The organism is Variovorax endophyticus, assembly GCF_025376855.1.
GTDB lineage: Bacteria > Pseudomonadota > Gammaproteobacteria > Burkholderiales > Burkholderiaceae_C > Variovorax.
This window is the reverse complement of the sequence record NZ_JAHUTH010000002.1, coordinates 360,599-382,454: the sequence shown is the minus strand read 5'-3', so window position 1 is coordinate 382,454 and position 21,856 is coordinate 360,599. Positions and strand designations below refer to the sequence as shown.

The window sequence follows — 21,856 nt, the reverse complement described above, 5'->3', positions numbered from 1 at the left end:
CGGTCCTCGCCGTCATGGCGTCGAGGCGGCTCCGCGGGAGCCGGCCCGTCACCTCACAGAAAGGCAGACTCCCCATGGACAGCTCCGATCCTCGTACGCCATTCTTCCCACCCCCCGCCGTCGCAGGCGGCGCGCCTGGTGCCTGCGGTCCGCGCGAACCACAGGCTTCGATCGTGTGGCGCTATGCCCTCAGCGTTGATCGTCGCTGGGCCCTGGTTTTCGATGCGCAGGGGCGCAATCTTGGGGAAGTTCACCGTCCCGCCCTGGCCGCGGGGCCTGATGGCCGGCTTCTCACCTTCGAGCAAGTCGTGCGTCTGATGTGTGCGGCGCCGCGCATGCGCACGCTGTTGCAGGAGATCGTCGCATCTGGTGGCGCCGACGTGCCCGCGTCCCGTGCGCAAGATGGGTGCTTGGCGCGTGCCCGCGCGCTCCTGGCGGAGCTGGGGTAGCTGTCTCGCCGACGCGGCCGCCCTTGTCATTGGCTGGCGGCGGCGGCGGGGCCATGCGATCGTATGCGGTCTCTTTTTGCTCAGGGAATCACGATCGATGTGTCGGTCTTCACGCGATCGAGTGCCACGAGCGAGCGAAAACTCTTGACGGCCTCGTTCTGCGCAAACAAGCGCCGCGTGAGACCTTCGTAACTGCGCATGTTGGGCGCGACGATGATGAGCACGCAACTGACGCCACCCGTCACGTAAAAGCATTGTTGGACTTCGGGCGTGTCCCGAAAAAGCGCTTTGGCGCGATCCACCGTCGACGCTCGCTCGTCGACGAGTTGTACCTCGACGATGGAGGTGATGGTGGCCGACACCGCCTCCGGGTCGACGATCGCCACGTTTTTCATGATCACGCCCGCCGCCTCCATGGCCGCGATGCGCCGTTGAACGGCTGCCGCGGACAGATGGACCTCCTCGGCGATCACCCGCTGTGGTGTCTTGTTGTCACGTTGCAGGATGCGAAGGATCTCGCGGTCCTGGCGATCGAGCGCGAATTCGGTGGCCGAGGGCTTGGGTGCCATGTCGAGTGAAAAGTGCGTCCGGGTGGCGATTTTCGGGTGATTTAATCAAGGCGGCGAATATAAAGTGCGCGGATGACCTCAGTTTCCAACACACGGCCTGTCGGCGCGGTCCCCTCCCACCCCCTCCTGGGGGTGGCCTGCGGCGCGGGTGCCGGGGCCCTTTGGGGGCTGGTTTTTCTGGCGCCGGCGCTGGTCAAGGACTTCGACCCGTTGCAACTGAGCATCGGTCGATACCTGTGCTACGGCCTCCTTGCCGCGCTGATGCTTGCGCCGCGCTGGCGGCAGGTGGCGACGAGCTTGTCGCGATCGCACTGGTTCACCTTGTCCTGGCTCGCCCTGACTGGGAACATCGTTTACTACATCTTGTTGTCGAGTGCGGTGCAGTTGGGAGGCATCGCCATGACCTCACTGGTGATCGGGTTCCTTCCGGTGGCTGTGACCGTCATCGGCAGTCGCGACACCGGCGCGGCGCCCTTCAAGGCGCTTGTGCCGTCGCTCCTGCTGAGTGGCGCCGGCGCGCTTTGCATTGGGTGGGAGGCCTTGGCCGCTTCGAATGCGGCGGCGCCGGGGTCGAGCGGGCTCGGGCTTGTGTGTGCCGTTGGCGCGCTGGCGTCCTGGACAGCGTTTGCGGTGGGCAATGCGCGTGCCCTGAAGCGGATGCACGTCGTCTCTGGACACGACTGGAGCCTGTTGACGGGGATCGTCACGGGCGCGCAGAGTCTGCTCTTGCTGCCGCTGGCCCTGCTCCTGGCGACGACGCAGCACGACGCGCATCAGTGGGTGCGATTCGCCTCGGTGTCGCTGGCCCTGGCTCTGGTGGCTTCCATCGCAGGCAATGCGTTGTGGAACCGGATGAGTCGCCTGCTTCCCCTCACGGTGGTCGGACAGATGATTCTTTTTGAGACCGTTTTCGCGCTCGTCTATGGCCTTGCATGGGAGCGCAGGCTGCCGAGCGTGTTCGAGACGCTCGCGCTCGTCTTCGTGGTCTCGAGCGTGCTGGCTTGCCTCGCCGCGCATCGCAGCTTGCCCGAGAAAGGGAAGTTCGCTTGAGCGAACGCTCGGACAGGGCGGGTGCGCGTCGCTGACTGGCGCCTTCACCCCCGATCAACCTGATCGCGGGTGTTCGGCATGCCGAACACCTGTCGAGGAGGGGGCGAGGGATTCGCCGCTGGCGAAGTCGGGCGCTCACATGAGCGTGGAAACCTGGTTTCCAGCGGAGGGCGCCTCGCTTTTACCGGGCCGCGGGCGCGTTCGCCACCGCGGCCACGCCGGGCGCGCGCATGGCCGCCTCGTAGCGCGCATCGGTCAGCGTGCCGAGAAACGCGCTGATCGCGTCGATCTCCTCGTCGCTGAGCCCTGGCGTGCTGCCCGGGCGGCGGTTCATCGGCGTCGAGTTCACGTTGATGTTCGCGCGATGCGCGGCGGGCACGTCGTCGAAGGTGGCGTGGCCGTGGTACCACTTGGCCGGATCGGTCGAACGCGTGGCATAGAAGGCCACCGCCTCGCGCAGCGTGGCGAAGGTGCCGTTGTGCATGAAGCTCTGGCGCACCGCGACGTTGCGCAGGCCCGGGGTGCGGAAGTAGCCGCACCACTGGCCGGGATCGGGCCAGCGCAGCTGCGAGGCCGTGCGGCACAGGCCGTTGTCGAAGTGGCGCGCGTCGCGGTTCGCGGGCAGCGCGAGGTTGCGCGGCACGGCGATCGCGTCGTAGCCGAAATCGGTGAACAGCGAGCGCTCGGGCCGGCTCGCGGTGTCCGAGAGCGTGTGGCAGGACATGCAGTTGCCCTTGTCCGGATTCTTGAACAGCGCCAGGCCGCGCATCTCCTGCGGGCTCAGCGGCGTGCGCTGGCGCAGGTAGTCGTCGAAGCGCGAGCTGAAGGGCGCCATCTCGTCGCTCTGCAGATAGGCCTCCAGCGCCAGGCCGATGCCCTGGACCATGCGCTGCGGATCGCGCAGCACCTCGGGCCCCAGCGCCTGCGACAGCGCCGGTGCGAGTTCGGTGGCGCGTACCTTGCGCAACAGGCTGCGCGGCGAGGCGTTGTTCATCTCGTCGGGATCGAACAGCGGGCCGCGGACCTGTTCGGCCAGCGTGTCGGCGCGACCGTCGGCGAACAGGCCGCCGAACGGCGAGGCATAGGGCGCGTCGTCGTCCTGGTAGAAGTGGCGCCGCGGCACGTAGCGCACGTACAGCAGCGAGGGCGCGGTGCGCGCGCTGAAGCGGCCCGCGCGGCTGCCCTGCGGCGTGCGCGGCCCCGCGAGCGAGGGCGCATTCAGCGTCGAGGTGAAGGCGCGCAGCGGGTCGTGGCAACCGGCGCACGACAGGCCTTGCGGCTGCGACAGCCGGGTGTCGAAGAAGAGGCGCTTGCCCAGCGCCGCCAGCGCGGGATCGGGCCGGAACACGGCCGCCGTGGGATCGACGCGCGCGGCCAGCTTCGGCGTGGCGCCGATGTGCTCGATCACCTGGCTCGCCGGGCCGCCCGGGCCGATGACCTGCATCGATCCCGGGGCGGCGCCCGCGGCACCCACGATCCATCCGAGGCAGGCCGCGCCCAGGGCGAGCGCGGCGCCCGCGAGCGGGGGGAAGCGCGTCGAGCGCCGCGTCACGGCGTCAGGAAGCCGGTCTTGTCGCAGCTCAGCGCCCGGCCGGTCTGCCCGCAGGTGGCGAGCAGCTTGCCGGCCACGGTGTAGGCCTTGAAGGTCCAGCCCACGTCGGGCGACTTCTTGCGCTCCATCAGCATGAAGCCGAAGGTGTTGTGGTGCGTGATGCGGTCGATGGTCACGCCCGGCGCGGGCGTGGTGCCGGCGGGCAGCGGGTCGGGCAGCGCCACGTCGAGGTTGTCGCCGCCGTTGCCCGACACCACGGTGGCCGGATGGTCGGTGGCGAAGTTCAGCGCCTGGAAGTCATGCACGTGGCCATGCAGCGCGATGTGCACGCCGCTCGGGTAGTAGGCCTTCGCATAGAGGTTGTTCATCACCGACTGCAGCGCGAGGTTGCCCGGCGCGGGCGTCGCGCCCGCCACCGGTGCGAAGGCCAGGATCGGGTGATGGTTGGTGAAGATGGTGGTGCTCATGCCCGGCTTCGCCGCCAGCGTCGCCACGGTCTGGAACTGCTTCTGGTAGGCGATGAACTGCGGATCGTCGGTCTTCAGCGCCGCCTTGCCGGCCTTGGCCGAGTCGAACACGATGACCTGCGAGCCGCCACCCAGCGACACGGCATAGGGCTCGGCATAGTTGCCCGTGCTGTCGTTGGCCGGGTCGTTGCACGAGCGCTTGTCGGCATAGGCGCGCGTGTCGAGGAAGCGGTACCAGCCCTGGCCGCCGCGCGCGCACTCCTCGTGGTTGCCGCGCACCAGCACCCAGGGGGCTTTCGCGAGCAGCGGCGCGGCGGGCCTGAAGAAGTCGGCCTGCCAGGTGTCCCAGCCATAGCCCCAGGGGCTGTCCTTGCAACCGGCCACGTCGGCCGGGCAGGCGTTCTCGCGGTAGTGGTAGTCGCCGATGTGCAGCACCAGGTCGGGATCGAAGCCGGCGGCGGTGGCGGCCAGCGGCGCGAACGGCCACACGCTGCTGTCGTTGCAGGGCTGGTAGGCGTTGTCGGCCTTCTTCAGGCGGCAGCCGGTGTCGGCCAGCACCAGGATGCGCTGCGGCTCGGCCTTGGGCAGCGGCAGCGAGCGGCTGCCGACGGCGACCTGCTTCGCGCCCGAGGGAAGGGTGGCCTCGCAGGTCGACACCGGGAACTCGGACGGCTTCGAATCGGCGGGATCGCTGGCCGTGGTGCGCAGCGGCATCGAGCCCGCGCCGATGCGCAGGCTCATGCGGCTGGCCTTGCCGTCGACCGTGATCTGCGGGCAGGTGGCGTTCGCATCGGCCGCCGTGTCGGCGGCCGGCGCGGCGTAGCTGGTGATGACGCGCGCGAAGGCCGCGTTGCCCTCGCCGACCTCGACCCAGGCGGCCTGCAGGTTGGCGTCGGCCGTGGCCGCGTCGGGCGCCGGGGCGGGCGGCGGCGCCGAAGCCGGCGGCGCGGCGGGCGCGCCGGGCACCGGCACGAAGCTGCTCGAGGAGCCGCCGCCGTTGCAGGCTTGCAGGGCGGCGATGGAAGCGAGCGCGGCGAAGGCGGCGAGCCAGCGCAAGCGGCGTGCGTCGAGCCGCGCGCGCGGCGTCGTGGGAGTGGCGTGCATGGGGATCCCTCTGTTGTGGGTTGTTGTCGTGGGCCCCCGGACGATACGAAGCGAACATGCAAGCCGTGTTACAGCGCCGTGTCAGTGGCGCGCGCCAGTTCCTTTCGCACCCGCATTCCGCTCACTTCGCGCCCGGATGCAACCCCAGCACATTCGCCCCGATGGCCGGATCGACGAAGCGCTCGAGCCGCTGCGGGTGCAGGATCACCGTGATCTCGCACGAGCCCGTGCCCACCGTCAGGCCCAGCAGGTGGCCGCCCGCGCCGATGAAGCTGCCGTCGGTCACGATGCCGTGCGCATGGATCGAGGGCTTGCCTTCCTTCCAGGCGATCGAGCCCGTGAGGTTGGCGAGCTCCACGTTCTTGAAGGTCTTCGGGTCGAAGACCTTCCTCGAGAAGTCGTAGAAGCCGAAGGTGGCCTCGCGCATGAAGCCGATGCCCACGATGCTGGCGCTCGGTATCTGCTCGATCACGGCGAGGCGCTCGAGGTGGGCGAGCACGTCGTCGCCGTTGCGCAGCACCATCAGGTAGCCGGTGGGCGTGCGCGTGACCTTGCCGGTCAGGTCCTGCGCGCCGGCCGAGGCGCTGAAGGCGAGCGAGGCACAGGCGGTGGCCAGTGCGAAGAGGGCGGATGCGAGGGTCTTGAACATCGGTTTGTCTCGTTTCTTCTTGAAGATGCAACCAGGTTGCGGGTTCGGCTTGCGCCGCACGGGTGAGGAACGGCCGCACGCCCGCACCGACAGTGCTGGCGCGCCTCTGTCCGGCACGGGGAGCCGCGGGCCGAGGCCCGCGGAAGATCAGGAACTCACGAGGCGCTCGTGCCCTGGGCGACGGCCGCGTGCACCTTGGCGCGCAGCCGCGCGACGTCGACGACGAAGCGGCTGTGGGTGCCGCTCGCGACTTCCTTGTCGCCTTCGTGCACCGTGAACTCGAAGTCCACGCCGCGGCCGTCGACCGCGTGCACGCGTGCCTCGATGCGCACCGGCTGGCCCAGCAACGTGGCGCCCACGTGCTTGAGCGCGATCGCGGTGCCGACCGAGGATTCGCCGGCGCCCACGTGATCGAGCAGGAAGTCGAGGCAGGTCTGCTCGACGTCGCGCACGAGCTCGGGCGTGGCATAGATGCGCAGGTCCTCGCCGAGGAAGTCGACCGTGCGCGGCCGGTCGATCACGAGTTCGCGGCGGGTGAGGGCGCCTGCGCGCAGTTCAGGGTTCATTGGGGTTCGTCCGAAAGCGTTGAGCGTCAATTGACGTTGTCCCGACTGGCTGTGCGTCGGCGCGAAGGGCAGTCTAGGAATCGCGGCGCCGAGCGGCAAACGAGTTTTTCTCGAAGCATTGCGTAGAAAATATTGAAGGCCCCGCGCCCCCGTCCCGTGCCCGCTCCCGAAGGAATACGTCCACCATGTCGCGCCCCATTCCCCCGCTCAATCCGCTGCGTGCCTTCGAGGTCGCGGCGCGGCACCTGAGCTTCACGCGCGCGGCCGACGAGCTCTTCGTCACGCCCTCGGCCGTGAGCCACCAGATCAAGACGCTCGAGGAGAACCTCGGCATCGCGCTGTTCGTGCGCGACACCAAGTCGCTCGCGCTCACCGCCGCCGGCAAGGCCTACCTGCCGGGCATCCAGGAAGCCTTCAAGCAGGTGATGTATGCGACGCAGCAGCTGCGCCAGTCGCAGGGCACGCCCTCGCTCAAGATCAACCTGCCGCCGACCTTCGCGGTCAAGTGGCTGATCCCGCGCATGCGCCGCTTCATGCAGGCCTACCCCGACATCGACCTCGAGATATCGACCTCCAAGCACATGGTCGACTTCACGCGCGAGGACTTCGACATGGCGGTGCGCTACGGCCGCGGCATCTACCCGGGCCTGCACTCCGAGCTGTGCCTGCCGGTCGAGGTATTCCCGGTCTGCAGCCCCGCGCTGATGCAGGGCGAGCATCCGTTGCGCACGCCGGCCGACCTCCGGCACCACGTGCTGCTGCACGACAACAGCACCTACAGCGACGTGAGCAACCCCGACTGGGGCATGTGGCTCGAGCATGCGGGCGTGAGCGACGTGGACGTGACGCGCGGCCCCTCGTTCTGGCCCAGCCACCTGGTGATCGCCGCGGCGATCGACGGGCTCGGCGTGGCGCTGGTGAAGAAGAACTGGGTGATGAAGGACCTGGCCGACGGCCTGCTGGTGCGGCCCTTCGACGTCACGTTGCCGGTGGAGTTCTCCTACTTCATGGTCTATCCGCAGGACCGCGCCGCCGATGCGCGCATCGCGGCCTTCGTGTCATGGGTGCACGAGGAACGCGCGAAGGACGAGGCGGCCGCTCAGAGCCTGTAGAGGCGCACGGCGTTGTCGTGCAGCAGCTGCCGGCGTTCGGCCTCGGAGTGCCCGGCGATGGCCGCGAGGAAGCCGCGCAGGAGGGTCTCGTAGCTGGCCACGAGGCTGTCGACCGGGAAGTTGCTCGCGAACATGCAGCGCGACGTGCCGAAGATCGCGATCGCGTCGCGCATCAGCGGCACGTTGGCGTGCTCGGTCCATGGCAGGCCGCGTTGGCCCAGGCCCGAGATCTTGATCGCGGTATTGGGTGCATCGGCCAGCCGCTCGAGCGCGCGGCGCCAGCCCGCGAGGCCCTCGGCGCCGCGGTCCGCCGGCAGGCCGCTGTGGTTGAGGATCAGCAGCGTGCGCGGAAAGTCGCGCGCGAGCTGCGCGGCCTGGTCGAGGTTCCACCAGGGGGCCTGCAGGTCGAAGGAGAGCCCATGCGTTTCTAGCAGCGCATAACCGGCGCGCCAGCGCGGATCGTCCATCGAGCCCGCCACGCCGCGCGCGGCCTCGGCGGCCATTGGGGCCGTCACCGGCTTGTGGCGGATGCCGCGCACCAGCGCGAACGCGGCCTGCGCCGCGAGCACCTCGGTCACGTCGCCACGATCGAGCGCCGCATGCGCGACGATCGCCGAGGGCCGGCCTTCGGTGGCCGCGAGGCCGGTGAGCCAGCGGGTCTCGGCCACCGGGTCGGCGCGCTCCCATTCGGCCTCGATATGCACCGTGCGCGCCGGCGCGAAGCCGCGCGTGTCGCGCGCGAGATCGGCCGGCAGGTAGTTGCGCTTCAGCGCCGAGTAGTCGCCGTAGCGGAAGTTCGGCACCGTCTCGCCCTGCAGCCAGGGATAGGGATGCGCATCGAGGTGCCAGAAATGCTGGTGCGCGTCGACGAAGGGTTCGCTGAATTCGAAAGCCATCGCGCGATTCTCGGCCGTGCGCCCGGCCTCAGCTCGACAGGTTGATCTTGCCCGCGAGCGCCTTGAAGAACTCGCTCTCCCTGGCCATCACCGCCTCGAGCGCCGCGTCGTCGGCATAGGTGTCGGTGCTGAAGTGCAGCTTGGCCAGCGCCTCGAGCCAGGCGGGCTCCTTCACGGCCTTCGCGACCGCGCCCTTGAGCACCGCGATCACGTCGTCGGGCGTGCCGCGCGGCGCCGACAGGCCGCGCCAGATGCCGATCGACAGGTCGATGTTGCGTTCCTTGAGCGTCGGGATCTTCTCGAAGCCGTCGGCCACGCGCCGGTCGGCCATCACGGCCAGCGCCTTGAGCTTGCCCGCGGCCACGTAGCTCGACACCTCGGCCGTGCTCACCGTCACCGCGTCGATGTGGCCGCCGAGCAGCGCCAGCACCGCGGGCGCGCCACCGGCATAGGGAATGTGGTTGAACTTCGCGCCGGTCTTCTCGGCCAGCGCGGCGGCCGCCATGTGCCAGGTCGAGCCATGGCCCGCGTTGCCCACGCGGATGTTCGCATCGCCCTTGCGCGCGGCCTCGAGGAACTGCTCGAGCGTGGCGTAGGGCGCATCGGCGCGCACCACCACCGCGGCCGGGTCGGCATTGAGCCGCGCGATCGGGCGCAGATCCTTGTACGAGAACTTCGCCAGGCCCAGGTGGTTGAGAAAGGTCAGCTCGGTCGACGACAGCACGATGCGGTAGCCGTCGGGTTTGGCGTTGACCACGTCGCCCAGCCCGAGCACGCCGCTCGCGCCGGGCTTGTTGATGACGACCACCGGCTGCGGCAGGTACTTGGCGACCGCCGCGCCGAAGGCCCGGCCCACCACGTCGGCGCCGCCACCGGCCTGCCAGGGCACGACCAGTTCGATCGGCCTGTGCGGATAGGCGCTGCCCTGCGCCCGTGCGAAGCCGGGTGCGAGCAGCAGCGCACCCGAGAGCGCGGGGATGGCGCCGAGCCAGCGGCGGCGCGAGTGGTCGATGGTCGTTGCTTGCATAGTCTTGTCTCCGTCTCGTTGTGTTTCTTGCGTGTCTCAGTCCGCCGTCGCGTCGGCCGCGGCATGCGCCGTGCCGAAGGCGCCGCTGCGTCGCAGCGCGGCGATGTCCTCGGCCGTCATGCCGATCTCGCCGAGCACCTGCTCGGTGTGCTGGCCCAGCAGCGGCGCCGGGTGCCGCACCTGCTGCGGCGTGCCGCCGAGTTTGACCGGAAAGCCCAGGGCGCGTGTCTCGCCCTCCACCGGATGCTGGATCTTCAGCACCATGTTGCGTGCCACCGCCTGTTCGCTTGCCAGCGCTTCGGCGTAGTCGTAGATCGGCGCGGCCGGCACGCCCGCGGCCAGCAGCGCATCGACCCATTCGGTGGCGGTGCGGCGCGCGAACTCGCGTTCCAGCTCCTCGATCAGCACCACGCGGTTGCGGATGCGCAGCACGTTGTCGGTGAAGCGCGCGTCGCGCACCAGGTCCTCGCGCCCGATCACGCCGCACAGCGCGGTCCAGAGCTTGGGGTTGGCCGCGCCGATGACGAAGGGCCGGTCGGAGGCGCGCACCGCCTGGTAGGGCGCGCTCATGCGGTTGGCGCTGCCGATCGGCGTGGGCACCTGGCCCGTGCCCCAGTATTCGGCCGACTCCCACACCGACAGGCCCAGCGCGGTCTCGAACAGCGAGGCATCGACGAACTGGCCCTCGCCCGTGAGGCCGCGGCCGATCACCGCGCTGAGGATGCCGTAGGCCGCGAACAGGCCCGCGCCCAGGTCGGCCAGCGGTATCGCCGACTTCACCGGCGGCTCGCCCGGATGGCCCATCACGCTCATCACGCCGGTCATGGCCTGCGCGATCAGGTCCAGGCCCGGGCGTTTGGCCCAGGGGCCGGTCTGGCCGAAGCCCGAGATGCTCGCGTACACCAGCTGCGAGTTGAGCTGGCGCAGGGTCTCGTAGTCGATCTTCAGCCGCGCGGCCACGCCGGGGCGGTTGTTCTCGACCAGCACGTCGGCTTCCTTCACGAGCGCGTAGAAGGCCTCGAGGCCGGCCGGGTTCTTGAGGTCGATCTCGATGCTGCGCTTGTTGCGGTTGAGCGCGAGGAAGCCGCCGCTGTCGGCGCCCTTGAGGCGAAAGCCCATCGAGCGGCGGGTCTGGTCGCCGATGCCGGGCGTCTCGACCTTGATGACGTCCGCGCCCATGTCGCCGAGCAGCATGCAGCAGAAGGGGCCGGCCATGATCTGGCTGACGTCGAGGACCTTGATGCGGGAAAGGGGAAGGGTCACGCGGGGCTCCGGATCTGAAAGGAGGGTGGCGGGCTCAGCGGCCCGTGAAGACCGGCTTGCCCTTGGCCAGGAAGGCCTGGAAGCCGATGCGGAAGTCCTCGGTGTCGAAGCAGGCGTAGGCTTCGGCGTTCTCCTCGGCCGACAGCGGCGCGGGCTGCGCGAGCCGGCGCACGAACTTCTTGTGCCAGCGCGCCACCAGCGGCGCGCCGTTGGCGATGCGTCGCGCGGTCGCGTAGCCCTGCTCGAGCACCGCGGCGTCGTCGACCACGCGGTTCACCAGGCGCTTCTCGAAGGCCTCCTTGGCATCGAACACGCGGCCCTCGAGCACGATCTCGAGCGCGGTCGCGCCGCCGACCAGGTCGACCAGCCCGCCGAGCTCGCCGTACGACATCACCAGGCCGAGCTTGTTGACCGGCACGCCGAAGCGGCTCGAGCTGCCGCAGATGCGCATGTCGCAGACGGTGGCGATCTCGAGCCCGCCGCCCACGCAGGCTCCCTCGATCACCGCGAGCGTGGGGTGCTTGCTGGTGGCGATCGCATGCATCGCGCGGTGCGTGACCTCGGCATAGGCGGCCGCCTGCGCCGCGTTGGCGCGGCTGCGCTGGAACTCCTCGATGTCGGCGCCGGCCGAGAAGGCCTTGCCGCCGGCGCCGCGCAGCACCACGCAGCGCAGCTCGTCGTCGGCCGAGAGCTCGGCGAAGGCATCGGCCAGGCCCTGCCACATGACCTGGTCCATGGCGTTCATCTTGTCGGGCTTGTTGAGGGTCACGGTCGCGATGCGGTCGTCGCGCTCGACCAGGATGAGCGAGGTCATGTCGGCTTGTCTCTTTCGTAGGGGGCGGGTTGCGAACGGGCCGAAGTCTAGGGAGCGGTCCGCGCGCGGCCAAACGAAAAAAACTGGGGCGGTCTTCAAGAAAAACTCGCGCCCGGCAGGGCCTCGCGGCTTGTGAATTTTTCTCGCCCGGACTTCAAGTAAATCCACGTTGCCGCCCCCGGCACCCGTTCCTAGACTCGCGGCCCACGACGACCGGCTCCGCTTCGAGCGATACGCCGGCACTCCGGACAACCGCCGAGACAAGGAGCCAGCGCATGGCGCTCATCAACTACATCACCCAGATCCAGATCGACTTCGGCGCCGTGCAACTGCTGGCGCAGGAGTGCGACCGCCTCGGCATCCGCCGCCCGCTGGTCGTGACCGACGCCGGCGTGCGCGCCGCGGGCGTGCTCGAACGCGTGACCGCGCAGCTCGGCGCGGGCCGCGAGTTCGTCGTGTTCGACGGCACGCCCTCCAACCCCACCGAGCGCGCGATGCGCGCGGCCGTGGCGCTCTATGCCGAGCATCGCTGCGACGGCATCGTCGCGGTCGGTGGCGGCTCGCCGATCGACCTCGCCAAGGGCGTGGCCGTCTGCGCCACGCACGAAGGGCCGCTGAAGTCCTTCGCGGCCATCGAGGGCGGCGTGGCGCGCATCACCGCGGCCACCGCGCCGGTGATCGCCGTGCCCACCACGGCCGGCACCGGCAGCGAGGTGGGCCGCGGCGCGGTGCTGATCCTCGACGACGGCCGCAAGGTCGGCGTGCTCTCGCCGCACCTGGTGCCGCGCGTCGCGCTGTGCGATCCCGAACTCACGCTGGGCCTGCCGCCGATGCTGACCGCCGCCACCGGCATGGACGCGATCGCGCACTGCATGGAGACCTTCATGGCGCCGGCCTTCAACCCGCCGGCCGACGGCATCGCGCTCGACGGCCTGCGCCGCGCCTGGCGCCATATCGAGCGCGCCACCGCCACGCCCGGCGACCGCGAGGCGCGCCTGAACATGATGAGCGCCTCGATGCAGGGCGCGCTCGCGTTCCAGAAGGGGCTGGGCTGCGTGCACAGCCTCAGCCATTCGCTCGGCGGCATCGCGCCGCGCCTGCACCACGGCACGCTCAACGCGATCCTGCTGCCGGCCGTGATCCGCTTCAACGCGCAGGCCGAGTCGATGCGCAGGGACGAGCGCCTCGCGCGCATGGCGCAGGCCATGGGCCTGGGCCGCGGCGACGAGGTGGCATCGGCCGTCGCGGCCATGAGCGCGCGCCTCGGCCTGCCCACCGGCCTGGCCGCGCTCGACGTCTCGCCCGACCTGTTCCCGCGCGTGATCGAGGGCGCCCTCAAGGACCACTGCCACAAGACCAATCCGCGCGAAGCCAGCGTGGCCGACTACCAGGCCCTGCTGGCCGAGTCGATGTAGGCCCCGAAAAGAACACAAGGAGACAACGCCATGCAACGCCGCCGCTTCATCGCATCGACACTGGCCGCCAGCGCGGCCCTGCCTTTCGCCACCGTGCGCGCGCAGACCGCGCCGCTGCCCACCGCGCCCGTGCGCATCGTCGTCGGCTTTCCGCCCGGCGGCGGCACCGACGTGATGGCGCGCGTGATGGCGCAGAAGCTCGCCACCCTGTGGGTCGTGCCGGTCACGGTCGAGAACAAGGCCGGCGCGGGCGGCGTGATCGCCGCCGAGTACGTCGCCAAGCAGCCGAACAACGGCACCACGCTCTTGATGACCAACATCAGCAACCATGCGATCGCGCCCGCGCTCTATCCCACGCTGGGCTACGTGGTGGAGCGCGACTTCACGCCGCTGGTGCTGGTGGGCGTCACGCCGAACCTGCTGATCTGCAACCCCTCGAAGCCCGCGCGCACGGTCAAGGACCTGGTGGCGCTGTGCCGCGACAAGCCGGGCACCGTGACCTTCGGCTCCTCGGGCGCGGGCGCCTCGCAGCACCTGGCGATCGAGCTCTTCAAGCTGCGCGCGGGCGTCGATGCGCTGCACGTGCCCTACCGCGGCTCGGGCCCGATGCTTACCGACCTGATCGGCGGCCAGATCGACTACAGCTTCGAGACCATGACCTCGGCCACCCCGCACGTGGCCAGCGGCAAGCTGGTGGCGATCGCGCAGACGCGGCCGCGGCGCTCGAAGGCGCATCCCGAGGTGCCCACCGTGGCCGAGCTCGGCTACCCGGGCTTCGATGCCAGCACCTGGTACGGCCTGGTCGGGCCGGCGCAGATGAATGCCGCGATGGTGCAGCGCATGAACGAGGACTTCAACCGCGTGCTCGCCATGCCCGACGTGGCGGAGAAGCTCGCGAGCTACGGCGCCGAGGACGGCGGCGGCAGCGCCGCGAAGTTCGCCGAGTTCATCGGCACCGAGAAGGACAAGTGGGCCAGGGTGGTCAAGGAAGCCAAGGTCACGGTCTGAGCGGCGGCCCCGGAAGGCACGCGCCTTCCCCGAATTTCAACGACAGGAGACGACAACCATGCACAGGAATTTCAGGTCCCTGGCCGGCGTGCTGCTGGCCGCGCTGCTCGGCCTCGGCGCTGGCGGCGCCGCGGCGCAGGCACCGGTCAAGCTGCGCTTCAGCCACACCGTGCCCGAGAGCGATTCGCAGCACAAGGCCGCGCTCGAGTTCGCGAAGCGCGTGAAGGAGCGCACCGGCGGCGCGGTGGAGATCCAGGTCTTCGCCAACAGCCAGCTCGGCAACGACGTGACGCTGGTGACCGGCGTGCGCAGCGGCACCATCGACATCGGCGCCACCGGCAACCCCTTCGTGACCGGCCTCGCGCCCAAGCTCAATGCGCTCGACCTGCCCTACCAGTTCGCCGATGCGCAGCAGGCCTACCGCACGCTCGACGGCCCGGTCGGCCGCTCGCTGCTCGACGAGCTCGGCACGCACCAGATCAAGGGCCTGGCCTTCTGGGAGATCGGCTTTCGCAGCCTGGGCAACAACAAGCGGCCGATCAACGGCGCGGCCGACATCAAGGGCCTGAAGATCCGCACCACGCCCAATCCCTCGCACCTCAAGGCCTTCCAGCTGCTGGGCGCGAACCCGCAGCCGATGCCCTTCGCCGAGGTGTTCGGCGCGCTCGAGTCGGGCGCGGTCGACGGGCAGGAGAACCCGCCCACGCTGATGCTGTCGTCGAAGATGTACGAGGTGCAGAAGTATCTCTCGCTCACGCGCCATGCCTACACGCCGCTGGTGGTGATCATGAACAAGGCGCGCTTCGATGCGCTCAAGCCCGAGTTCCAGAAGGTGATGCTCGAGGAGGCCGCGGCGGCCGCGAACTTCCAGCGCAAGCTCAACAACGACGGCGAGAAGGACGCGATCGCCCAGCTGCGCGCCAAGGGCATGCAGATCAACGAGACGCCCGACGTCGCGAGCATTCGCCAGGTGGTGCGCGAAGAGACCCGCAGGATGTACGTCGAGAAGAACGGCGACGCGGTGCTCAAGGCGATGGACGCGCAGCCGTGAGCGCCGTGCTTCCCGCCGCCATCGTCGACGCGCACCACCACCTGTGGCACCTGGGCGAGGGCCATTTCCCGTGGCTGCAGGACGGCTACGACGCCGGGGCCTTCTTCCTCGGCGACTACGCGGTGCTGCGGCGCGACTTCGGCGTGGCCGACTACCGCGCCGCCACCGAAGGCCTGCCGGTGGTGGCCACGGTGCATGTGGAGGCCGAGCGCTCGCGCTCCGAGTCGCTGGCCGAGACGCGCTGGCTGCATGCCGTCCATGCGACGCACGGCTTTCCGAATGCCGTGGTGGCCAATGTCGAATTCCTCGCAAGCGATGCCGAAGCGCAGATGCGCGCGCAGGCCGAATGGCCGCTGGTGCGCGGCGTGCGCTGCAAGCCGCGCATCTCGCGCGGCCCCGATCACAGCGTGCGCGGCGAGCCCGGCACCCTGCAGGACGAACGCTGGTGCGCGGGCCTGGGCCTCTTGCGCGACAACGGCCTGCTGTGGGACGTGCGCGTGCCCTACTGGCACCTGGAGGAAGCGGCCGAGGCCGTCGCGCGCTTTCCGGGCCTGCGCGTGGCGATCGAGCATGCGGGCCTGCCCTGGGACCGCAGCGAGGCCGGCCTCGCGCACTGGCGGCGCGGCATGCGCGCGCTCGCGGCGCTGCCCGAGGTGATGGTCAAGCTCTCGGAGTTCGGCCTGCCCGATGCGCCCTGGAGCGCGGACAGCAACGTGCGCGTGGTGCGCGAGACGGTCGAGATCTTCGGCGCCGGGCGTTGCATGTTCGCGAGCAACCTGCCGGTGTCGGGCCTGCGCGCGCCCATGGCCGAGGTGGTGCGCGCGGTGGCCGAGGGGCTGGACGGCCTCGACGACGCGGCGCGCGACGCGGTCTGGCGCGGCAACGCCTTGCGCTTCTACCGCATCGACACGGCCGGCCCGGGGCGCTGAAGCGGCCGGGTGCAAGAACCAACCACAACAGGAGACCCCCCCATGCTTTCCCGCCTCTTCGAGCGCGGCGCCAACGTGTTGATGATCGCGATGATGGCCGTGATGGTCGCGCTCGTGTTCGGCAACGTCGTGCTGCGCTACGCCTTCAACTCCGGCATCGTGTTCTCGGAGGAAGCCTCGCGCTTCGTCTTCATGTGGCTCACGCTGGTCGGCGCGCTGCTGGTGATGAAGGACAACGCGCACCTGGGCATGTCGACCGTCGTCGCGCGGCTCGGCGAGCGCGGCCAGCGCTTCTGTCGAGGCGTGGCCGACCTCGGCGCGCTGGCCTGCTGCCTGCTGCTCGCGCACGGCAGCTGGAAGCTGGTGGTGATCGGCATGGACGACCGCGCACCGGTCACCGGCGTGCCGATCGGCCTGGTCTATGCCTGCCTGCTGGTCAGCAGCGTGGGCATGGCGCTGATGCTGGTCGGCTCGCTGTGGCGCCTCTGCACGGGCCGCATGGCGCGCGAGGAACTGGTCAACGACACCGGCAGCGCGGGCGAGTGAGCGCGAACTAAAAGAACACGGGACATCCATGACCATCTTCGTCTTCATCGCCTCGCTGCTCGGGGCCATGGCCTTCGGCATGCCCATCGCCTTCGCGCTGCTCGTCTGCGGCGTCGCGCTGATGGTGCACCTGGGCAACTTCGACACCCAGATCCTCGCGCAGAACATGCTCGAGGGCGTCAACAACTATCCGCTGATGGCGGTGCCCTTCTTCATGCTCGCGGGCGAGCTGATGAACGCGGGCGGCCTGTCGGCGCGCATCGTCAAGGTGGCCGATGCGCTGGTCGGCCACGTGCGCGGCGGCCTGGGCTACGTGGCCATCATCGCGGCCACCGTGGTCGCGAGCATCTCGGGCTCGGCCGTGGCCGACACCGCCGCCGTCGCGGCGCTGCTGATCCCGATGATGCGCAAGGCCGGCTACGACGTGCCGCGCGCGGCCGGCCTGATCGCCGCCGGCGGCATCATCGCGCCCGTGATCCCGCCCTCGATCGCCATCGTGGTGTTCGGCGTGGTGGCGCAGATCTCGATCACCAAGCTGTTCCTCGCCGGCCTGTTCCCCGGGATCATGATGGCGCTCACGCTCACCGCCACCTGGTGGCTGTGCGCGAAGAAGGAGAAGAACGTCGCGGTGCGCAGCTTCAGCGCGGGCGGCCTGGGCCGCGCGCTGCTCGATGGCGTGTGGGCGCTGGTGCTGCCGCTGGTGATCATCGGCGGCATGAAGTTCGGCGTGTTCACCCCCACCGAGGCCGCCGTGGTGGCGGTGGTCTATGCCTTCGTGGTGGGCCGCTTCGTCTACCGCGAGCTCGAGATGCCGCGCCTGCCCGAGCTGGTGCTCAGCGCCGCCAAGACCTCGAGCACCGTGCTGTTCCTCGTGGCCTCTGCGCTGGTGTCGGCCTGGCTCATCACCATCGCCAACATCCCGGCACAGGTCAGCGAGCTGCTCGAGCCCTTCGTCGACAACAAGATCCTGCTGATGTTCGTGATCATGGTGCTGGTGATCATCGTGGGCACCGCGCTCGACCTGATGCCCACCGTGCTGATCATGACGCCGATCCTGATGCCCGTGATCCACAAGGCCGGCATCGACCCGGTGTATTTCGGCGTGATGTTCATCATGAACAACGCCATCGGCCTGCTCACGCCGCCGGTGGGCACCGTGCTCAACGTGGTGGCCGGCACCTCGCGCGTGAGCCTCGACCAGGTGATCCAGGGCGTGTGGCCCTTCCTGCTGTCGCTCACCGGGCTGATGTTCCTGTTCGTGCTGTTCCCGCAGCTCATCACCGTGCCGGCAAGCTGGCTGCGCTGACAAGGTGTAAGCGGTGGGGCATGGCTCAGGGCTTGGCCAGCGGCGCGATGCCCGCGCCGCTGGCGCGCAGCAGCGCGGCCGTCTCGATCTCGAGCGTCGAATCGTTGCGGCCGGTGCCGCAGTAGAGAGTGCCCAGGCGCGCCACCGCCTCGTCGACGATCACGCGCGCGCCGCCCACCGGCAGCGGCGCCACGCCGCCGGGCACCATCCGCAGGTCGGCCGCGAGCTCCTCGTCGCCCGCGAGCCGCAGGTCGGCGCGGCGCACGCCGAAGGCATCGGCGATGCGCTTGTAGTCGGCCCGGTCCTGTCCGCGCAGCGCGGCCAGCAGGTAGCGGCCGTCGGGCAGGCGGAACGCGAGGCACTTGACCATCGCACCGGCGTCTAAGGGCAGCAGCGTGCGCGCGTCCTCGAAGGAGACGACGGGGGCGTGGGCATGCAGGCGGTAGGGCAGGCCGGCCTGTCGCAGGAAGGCCAGCGCGGTCGGGCTCAGCGAGGGTTCGTGGGGAGCTTGCATCGGCGCATGCTACCTGCGTGCGGTCGAAAGGCCTCATCGCGACATTCACATGATTTTTTTTGCCATGCGGATGCGGCCTTTCGCAATCGCTAGACGCGAAAACGCCCCGTAGCATCCGCGGACTTTTAGCAACTGCCTTGCAAGTGAGAGGCACCGGTTGCGACGAGGTCCAGGGTCGCATCCACAACTTCAACGGAGACAAAGATCCATGCGGGGATTCAAGAAAAGACGCGTCTTGCCATTGCTGGCTGTCCTGCTTCTTCAAGCGTGCGGCGGCGGTGGAGGAGGCGGCGGCGCCATCCAGATCGATCCGTCGGCGCTCGCCACGCCGCAGCCGCCACCGCCGCCTTCGGCAGGCACGGCATGCGCGGCACTGCGGGGTGCCAAGGTGGACAGTGCCGCGATCGGACTGCCGACCCAGGGCGCAACGGTCACCGAAGCGGCCCTCGTGCCGAGCGCGGGGCAGACGGGCGAGCATTGCATGCTCAAGGGCCGCATCGCTTCCGTCTCCGAAGGGGCGCAGGACATCATGTTCGCCCTCGTGCTCCCCACGAACTGGAACGGCAACGCGATGCACTTCGGTGGAGGCGGATTCGACGGCGTGGTCCCGGATCTCGTGGCCACGCCGCTGACATCGGGCGCGAGTCCGCTGCAGCGCGGATACGCCACTTTCGCCGGCGACTCGGGACATCAGGCACCTCCCACCGACCCTTTCTATACGGCCTTTGCATCGAACGACGAAATGCTCCGGAACTACGCCGGCGACGCCTTGAAGAAGACGCGCGACGTGGCGATGAAGCTGATCGGCCTGCGCTACGGGAAGGCACCGGCCAGGACCTATTTCATGGGCGGATCGAAGGGCGGCCACGAAGGCATGCAGGTGATGCAGAAATGGCCTTCCGACTACGACGGCGTGGTCACGTACTTTCCGGCCTATGCCTACATGCCGCAGATGATGACCATCCAGGTTGCCACGCGTGCGTTGTGGGGCGATGGCGGTGTTGGCTTCCTCAACCCGAAGAAGCTGCAGGCGCTGCGCACGGCCGAACTCGCGGCCTGCGATGCGCTCGATGGCGCCGTCGACGGCATTGTCGGCAACGTCGCCGCATGCACGTTCAAGCCGCAGAACCTGCGCTGCAAGGGCGGGGCGGATACGGGAGACGACTGCCTGTCCGATGCCCAGATCAGGACGGTCGACACGCTGCAATCACGCACCGCGTTCTCCTACGCGTTCAAGAACGGCGCGACCAGCAATCCCGGCTTCCTGCCGTCCACGGACTACGCCTCGGTGCTCGGGGCGACCGCGACCTTTCCGGTTCCGCCGAATCCGCTGGTGCTGGGCAGCCTGGGGGCGTTGCCCGACGCCTTCATCCGTAATGCGGTGTTGATGGATCCTCTGGGTCTGTCGATCGGCCTCGATGGCGCGTCACCGGGAAGCTACCTGCCACGCATTCAGGAACTGTCCGAGGTCATGGACGCCACGAGCACGAGCATCGAGCCCTTCGTCGCGCGTGGCGGCAAATGGCTGCTGGTGCACGGCACCTCCGATCCGCTGATCCCCTTCCAGGGCTCGGTCGACTATTACAACGCGCTGCTGCTGAAGCTGGGCCGGCCCCAGGTCGACGCGTTCCTGCGCTTCTATCAGGTGCCGGGATACGGCCACGGCACCGGGCACTTCAATGCGACCGGCGGCGTGCCGGTGCTGGACGCACTGGAGGCCTGGGTGGAGCGCGGCAAGGCGCCGGGAGAGCTCATGGCGACCGATGCGAACCCCGCGACGGCCGGTCGCACCCGGCCGCTTTGCATCTACCCGAGCTGGCCGAAGTACAACGGCTCCGGCGAATTGAACGCCGCGTCCAGCTACCGCTGCGCCACGAGCTAGCCGGTGCTCCTAGCGCGGCTTCGACGACATCTCCCACACGTCCGGCGTGGTCGCGACGAGGCCCTTGAGGTCGGTCCATTGCTGAGCCTGCGGCAGCGCGGTGCGGCCCTGCACCGCCGCCGTCGCGAACGCGACCATCCGCCCGCGCACGCGGTCGAGCTCCTGCCGCGGCCAGGTCTCCATCGAGTGCGGGCCGCGCGAGACGACGATGTCCTTGAGCCCGCGCACGCGGTCGTAGGCCGCGACCGTGCCCTCGAGGCTTTCGGCGCGGTCCCACAGGCCCTTGGCGAAGAACACGGCGGGCCACTTCGGCATGTTCGCGAGCACCGCCGAGTTGGGATAGAAGGCGACGTAGTTGTCGGCCGCCATGCCGCCGAGGAAGAGGTTGCGGTCGGCGAGGTCCGGCGCCTCGGGCAGGTAGCCCGCGCCGCTCACGAACGAGGCGTAGAGGATCGCGCCCTTGATGTTGGCGTAGCCCTTGGGTGCGCTGCACTGCACCGTTGGCATGTCGTAGCTGCAGCCACCGGCGTAGTTCTTGGTCATGGCCCAGCCGGTGGTCATCGAGCCGCGCGAGTAGCCCAGCAGCAGCAGCGGGATCTCGCGCGACTTCATGCCGGCCATCAGCTTGCCGGCCGCCGGCGCGCCCTCGAACTCCTGGCCCGAGGCCATCAGCACGCGCAGGCCGCGGCCGCTGTCCATCTGCTCGAGCACGCGGAAGATGTCCTCGCTCTGCTCGAGCGTGTTGGTGTCGCTGAAGCCGCCCGACAGGCCCTCGCCACGCCGGTCGTAGGCCAGCACGTCGAAGCCCGCGCGGTTCAGCGCATGCAGGTGGTCGCGCCAGAAGCGCATGCCGGGGCCTTCGGTGGTCGCGTTGGGGAAGCGCACGGACGTCGCGCGGCGCGTGGCGGGATCGACCCGCACCGACACCTCGTCGGGATGGTCGATGGCCGTGAGCTGGCCGCCGCCGCCCGGGCTCATGATCACCAGCGCGCGCTTGCGGCCGCCGCGTCCGTCGTCGACGCCCGCGCCCTCCACGTACCAGCCGCGCAGCTTGATGTCGCCCTGCATGTTCAGCTTGAGGCGCTCGAGCGGATCGCGCGGCACGGTGAACTCCACCACGTGCGTGCGGCCGTTCGTCTCGGCCACGGCTTCGTTGTAGGGCGCCTTCGCGAAGAAGCCCGGCTTGCGGATGTCGCGCAGGTTCACCTGCCCGTCCGAATCGATCTTGCCGACCGGATCGACCATGCCGGTGACGCGCGTCGCGCGCTCCTTGTTCGGCGGCAGCCAGCGCTGCATCTGGTCGTTGATGCGCTTGAAGCAGGCCGCGTCGCTCTTGCACGCGGCCCAGCGTTCCTTGAGCTTGGCGTCGGTGAACTCCTGCACGTGGAAGTCGCCCGCGTAGCCGGCGGGCGCGTGGGCGGCCGTGAGCAGCAGGGGCACGCAGCGCGAGCTGCCGTCGGCCTGGCGCAAGGTGTAGCCGGGCAGCTCGGCGTTGCGGTCGGTGCCGACCCAGGCCTTGCAGTCGGTGGGCGGCACGGCGCGCGCGACGGGCGGGGATGAAGTGGAGGAGGTGGGTACGGTGGTGCAGGCGGCCAGGGCGATGCACGCGGCGATGGCGGCGGCGGCCGGCCGGAAGGTCGGGAAGGGCATGTGTCTCCTGTGCGCGGGTGGCTCCCGCGGTCGATCC

Annotated in this window: 21 protein-coding genes; 10 read left to right on the top strand and 11 right to left on the bottom strand. The window is 69.6% G+C overall.

Translation table 11 applies throughout. From position 1 onward, the window contains the following. The first annotated feature begins 74 nt into the window (after positions 1–74). A complete protein-coding gene (locus KV106_RS04520; protein ID WP_261206483.1) occupies positions 75–449 on the top strand; it encodes a hypothetical protein in 375 nt (124 codons plus the stop codon). Between the two features lie 80 nt (positions 450–529). On the opposite strand, the gene KV106_RS04515 is transcribed toward KV106_RS04520, so the two are convergent. Beyond that, positions 530–1,018 carry an Lrp/AsnC family transcriptional regulator gene (locus tag KV106_RS04515; protein WP_209542266.1) on the bottom strand — a complete coding sequence of 163 codons (489 nt, stop codon included), beginning with the start codon at positions 1,016–1,018 and terminating at the stop codon, positions 530–532. A 72-nt stretch (positions 1,019–1,090) separates the two neighbouring features. Between KV106_RS04515 and KV106_RS04510 the strand changes: the two genes are divergently transcribed. Continuing rightward, on the top strand, positions 1,091–2,068 hold the full coding sequence (locus KV106_RS04510; protein WP_261206477.1) for a DMT family transporter: 978 nt from the start codon (positions 1,091–1,093) through the stop codon (positions 2,066–2,068). A 181-nt stretch (positions 2,069–2,249) separates the two neighbouring features. Here KV106_RS04510 and KV106_RS04505 read toward each other — a convergent pair whose 3' ends face one another. From KV106_RS04505 to KV106_RS04490, 4 genes are all read right to left on the bottom strand, one after another. Next, a complete protein-coding gene (locus KV106_RS04505) occupies positions 2,250–3,620 on the bottom strand; it encodes a cytochrome-c peroxidase (RefSeq protein ID WP_409976478.1) in 1,371 nt (456 codons plus the stop codon). After that, a complete protein-coding gene (locus KV106_RS04500; RefSeq protein ID WP_057598079.1) occupies positions 3,617–5,191 on the bottom strand; it encodes a metallophosphoesterase family protein in 1,575 nt (524 codons plus the stop codon). The genes KV106_RS04505 and KV106_RS04500 overlap by 4 nt, the downstream gene beginning before the upstream one ends. A 121-nt stretch (positions 5,192–5,312) precedes the next feature. Beyond that, a complete protein-coding gene (locus tag KV106_RS04495; protein ID WP_082322223.1) occupies positions 5,313–5,840 on the bottom strand; it encodes a PPC domain-containing DNA-binding protein in 528 nt (175 codons plus the stop codon). A gap of 155 nt (positions 5,841–5,995) precedes the next feature. Beyond that, complete coding sequence (locus tag KV106_RS04490) at positions 5,996–6,406, bottom strand: thioesterase family protein (protein ID WP_261206471.1); 411 nt, start codon at positions 6,404–6,406, stop codon at positions 5,996–5,998. Between the two features lie 185 nt (positions 6,407–6,591). On the opposite strand from KV106_RS04490, the gene KV106_RS04485 reads away from it, so the two are divergent. After that, a complete protein-coding gene (locus tag KV106_RS04485; protein ID WP_261206469.1) occupies positions 6,592–7,518 on the top strand; it encodes a transcriptional regulator GcvA in 927 nt (308 codons plus the stop codon). Here the strand turns inward: KV106_RS04485 and KV106_RS04480 are convergent. From KV106_RS04480 to KV106_RS04465, 4 genes are read right to left on the bottom strand one after another with little or no spacing between them, the layout of a single operon-like run. Next, a complete protein-coding gene (locus tag KV106_RS04480; RefSeq protein ID WP_261206467.1) occupies positions 7,506–8,414 on the bottom strand; it encodes an amidohydrolase family protein in 909 nt (302 codons plus the stop codon). The genes KV106_RS04485 and KV106_RS04480 overlap by 13 nt on opposite strands. Positions 8,415–8,442: 28 nt before the next feature. After that, a complete protein-coding gene (locus KV106_RS04475) occupies positions 8,443–9,441 on the bottom strand; it encodes a Bug family tripartite tricarboxylate transporter substrate binding protein (RefSeq protein WP_261206465.1) in 999 nt (332 codons plus the stop codon). Between the two features lie 36 nt (positions 9,442–9,477). Beyond that, on the bottom strand, positions 9,478–10,704 hold the full coding sequence (locus KV106_RS04470; protein WP_261206463.1) for a CaiB/BaiF CoA transferase family protein: 1,227 nt from the start codon (positions 10,702–10,704) through the stop codon (positions 9,478–9,480). Positions 10,705–10,738: 34 nt separating this feature from the next. After that, entirely contained in the window at positions 10,739–11,518 is a 780-nt protein-coding gene (locus KV106_RS04465) for an enoyl-CoA hydratase/isomerase family protein (protein ID WP_261206461.1), read from the bottom strand. Positions 11,519–11,793: 275 nt separating this feature from the next. On the opposite strand from KV106_RS04465, the gene KV106_RS04460 reads away from it, so the two are divergent. Genes KV106_RS04460 through KV106_RS04435 form a run of 6 tightly spaced genes read left to right on the top strand, consistent with a single transcriptional unit; the run spans position 11,794 to position 17,773 of the window. Continuing rightward, positions 11,794–12,933, top strand: a complete 1,140-nt coding sequence (locus tag KV106_RS04460) for an iron-containing alcohol dehydrogenase (protein WP_261206459.1) — start codon at positions 11,794–11,796, stop codon at positions 12,931–12,933. 30 nt (positions 12,934–12,963) lie between these two features. Continuing rightward, positions 12,964–13,941 (top strand): Bug family tripartite tricarboxylate transporter substrate binding protein, encoded by a 978-nt coding sequence (locus KV106_RS04455; protein WP_261206457.1) that lies wholly within the window; start codon positions 12,964–12,966, stop codon positions 13,939–13,941. A 58-nt stretch (positions 13,942–13,999) separates the two neighbouring features. Then, positions 14,000–14,992 (top strand): TRAP transporter substrate-binding protein, encoded by a 993-nt coding sequence (locus KV106_RS04450; protein ID WP_261206455.1) that lies wholly within the window; start codon positions 14,000–14,002, stop codon positions 14,990–14,992. Beyond that, complete coding sequence (locus KV106_RS04445; RefSeq protein WP_261206453.1) at positions 14,989–15,921, top strand: amidohydrolase family protein; 933 nt, start codon at positions 14,989–14,991, stop codon at positions 15,919–15,921. The genes KV106_RS04450 and KV106_RS04445 overlap by 4 nt, the downstream gene beginning before the upstream one ends. 42 nt (positions 15,922–15,963) lie before the next feature. Continuing rightward, positions 15,964–16,467, top strand: coding sequence for a TRAP transporter small permease (locus tag KV106_RS04440; protein WP_057597085.1), 504 nt, complete (start codon positions 15,964–15,966; stop codon positions 16,465–16,467). A 28-nt stretch (positions 16,468–16,495) separates the two neighbouring features. Further along, positions 16,496–17,773: a TRAP transporter large permease subunit gene (locus KV106_RS04435; RefSeq protein WP_261206450.1), complete on the top strand. Its 1,278-nt coding sequence runs from the start codon at positions 16,496–16,498 to the stop codon at positions 17,771–17,773. 25 nt (positions 17,774–17,798) lie between these two features. Here KV106_RS04435 and KV106_RS04430 read toward each other — a convergent pair whose 3' ends face one another. Continuing rightward, positions 17,799–18,287: a YbaK/EbsC family protein gene (locus KV106_RS04430; RefSeq protein ID WP_261206448.1), complete on the bottom strand. Its 489-nt coding sequence runs from the start codon at positions 18,285–18,287 to the stop codon at positions 17,799–17,801. Between the two features lie 208 nt (positions 18,288–18,495). On the opposite strand from KV106_RS04430, the gene KV106_RS04425 reads away from it, so the two are divergent. After that, the gene (locus KV106_RS04425) at positions 18,496–20,169 is read left to right on the top strand and encodes a tannase/feruloyl esterase family alpha/beta hydrolase (protein WP_261206446.1); all 1,674 of its coding nucleotides are present in this window, start codon (positions 18,496–18,498) and stop codon (positions 20,167–20,169) included. A 9-nt stretch (positions 20,170–20,178) separates the two neighbouring features. Here the strand turns inward: KV106_RS04425 and KV106_RS04420 are convergent, their stop codons facing one another. Continuing rightward, positions 20,179–21,819 (bottom strand): lysophospholipase, encoded by a 1,641-nt coding sequence (locus tag KV106_RS04420; protein WP_261206444.1) that lies wholly within the window; start codon positions 21,817–21,819, stop codon positions 20,179–20,181. Between the last annotated feature and the right edge of the window lie 37 nt (positions 21,820–21,856).

Coding starts and splice junctions, on each gene's coding strand:
- KV106_RS04520 (WP_261206483.1), top strand. CDS start 75: ATGGACAGCTCCGATCCTCGTACGCCATTCTTCCCACCCCCCGCCGTC.
- KV106_RS04515 (WP_209542266.1), bottom strand. CDS start 1,018: ATGGCACCCAAGCCCTCGGCCACCGAATTCGCGCTCGATCGCCAGGAC.
- KV106_RS04510 (WP_261206477.1), top strand. CDS start 1,091: ATGACCTCAGTTTCCAACACACGGCCTGTCGGCGCGGTCCCCTCCCAC.
- KV106_RS04500 (WP_057598079.1), bottom strand. CDS start 5,191: ATGCACGCCACTCCCACGACGCCGCGCGCGCGGCTCGACGCACGCCGC.
- KV106_RS04495 (WP_082322223.1), bottom strand. CDS start 5,840: ATGTTCAAGACCCTCGCATCCGCCCTCTTCGCACTGGCCACCGCCTGT.
- KV106_RS04490 (WP_261206471.1), bottom strand. CDS start 6,406: ATGAACCCTGAACTGCGCGCAGGCGCCCTCACCCGCCGCGAACTCGTG.
- KV106_RS04485 (WP_261206469.1), top strand. CDS start 6,592: ATGTCGCGCCCCATTCCCCCGCTCAATCCGCTGCGTGCCTTCGAGGTC.
- KV106_RS04480 (WP_261206467.1), bottom strand. CDS start 8,414: ATGGCTTTCGAATTCAGCGAACCCTTCGTCGACGCGCACCAGCATTTC.
- KV106_RS04475 (WP_261206465.1), bottom strand. CDS start 9,441: ATGCAAGCAACGACCATCGACCACTCGCGCCGCCGCTGGCTCGGCGCC.
- KV106_RS04465 (WP_261206461.1), bottom strand. CDS start 11,518: ATGACCTCGCTCATCCTGGTCGAGCGCGACGACCGCATCGCGACCGTG.
- KV106_RS04460 (WP_261206459.1), top strand. CDS start 11,794: ATGGCGCTCATCAACTACATCACCCAGATCCAGATCGACTTCGGCGCC.
- KV106_RS04455 (WP_261206457.1), top strand. CDS start 12,964: ATGCAACGCCGCCGCTTCATCGCATCGACACTGGCCGCCAGCGCGGCC.
- KV106_RS04450 (WP_261206455.1), top strand. CDS start 14,000: ATGCACAGGAATTTCAGGTCCCTGGCCGGCGTGCTGCTGGCCGCGCTG.
- KV106_RS04440 (WP_057597085.1), top strand. CDS start 15,964: ATGCTTTCCCGCCTCTTCGAGCGCGGCGCCAACGTGTTGATGATCGCG.
- KV106_RS04435 (WP_261206450.1), top strand. CDS start 16,496: ATGACCATCTTCGTCTTCATCGCCTCGCTGCTCGGGGCCATGGCCTTC.
- KV106_RS04430 (WP_261206448.1), bottom strand. CDS start 18,287: ATGCAAGCTCCCCACGAACCCTCGCTGAGCCCGACCGCGCTGGCCTTC.
- KV106_RS04425 (WP_261206446.1), top strand. CDS start 18,496: ATGCGGGGATTCAAGAAAAGACGCGTCTTGCCATTGCTGGCTGTCCTG.
- KV106_RS04420 (WP_261206444.1), bottom strand. CDS start 21,819: ATGCCCTTCCCGACCTTCCGGCCGGCCGCCGCCGCCATCGCCGCGTGC.